Source organism: Pedococcus sp. P1_H8 (assembly GCF_056405175.1).
Map to the genome: position 1 here is coordinate 1 of NZ_JBFUCP010000518.1, position 349 is coordinate 349.

A 349-nucleotide genomic window follows, 5' to 3' on the forward strand; every position below is an offset into this window, starting at 1 on the left:
CCGTTCAGGTGCTGGCGGACCAGCAGCCGCAGTTCGTGCAGATGCTCGGCCAGCTGGACCGGCTGGGCACGGTCGGCACGGACGTGCTCACCCAGTCCAAGGACAACCTGATCGCCGACCTGCGCGCGCTGCGTCCCACCCTGCAGGCCCTCGCCGACTCCGGGGACGACCTGGTGACCGTGCTGCCGCTGATCCCGACCTTCCCGTTCCCGGACGGGGCGGAGAAGGTCATCCACGGCAACTCGCTGAATCTGTWCCTGTCCATCGACATGCGGTTGGGCCAGCAGTTCGAGGCCCTCGGTGTCGGGATGCCGGATCCGGTGTACATCGCGCCGAAGCCGGGCTACGG

At 68.7% G+C, this 349-nt stretch carries 1 pseudogene; it reads left to right on the forward strand.

Annotation, left to right across the window (positions count from 1 at the left end):
- Window positions 1-349, forward strand: a pseudogene (locus AC1DYG_RS21125) (hypothetical protein); the annotation flags it as partial.